Origin of the sequence: Thauera phenylacetica B4P (genome assembly GCF_000310225.1) — a bacterium.
Lineage (GTDB): Bacteria > Pseudomonadota > Gammaproteobacteria > Burkholderiales > Rhodocyclaceae > Thauera > Thauera phenylacetica.
Window position 1 is genome coordinate 1 of the sequence record NZ_AMXF01000665.1, and the last position, 218, is coordinate 218.

The 218-nt window shown below is 67.4% G+C and carries 1 protein-coding gene; it reads right to left on the minus strand.

Features of this window, described 5'->3' with window-relative positions; translation table 11 throughout:
• Positions 1-218: ISAs1 family transposase (locus tag C667_RS24195; protein ID WP_004394264.1), on the minus strand; the 218-nt coding region annotated here is incomplete at both ends.

Below are 218 nucleotides of genomic sequence, written 5' to 3' on the forward strand. Positions count from 1 at the left end.
GCCAGGCCCGCATCGTCGCTGAGCGCACCGACCACGCCGCCCACCCAGCGCCGGAACATGTTCTCGAACTGCTTCGGATCGAGCGCGCGCAGGATCCGCAGGAAGGTCTCCTCGGACGGGATGCCGTTCTTGAGCACGAGGAAGCGGCGCAACCACGCCTCCTTGGTGCGCGCCCAGAAGGTGATGTCCTCGACCGTGTCGCAATCCGAGAGCACGGC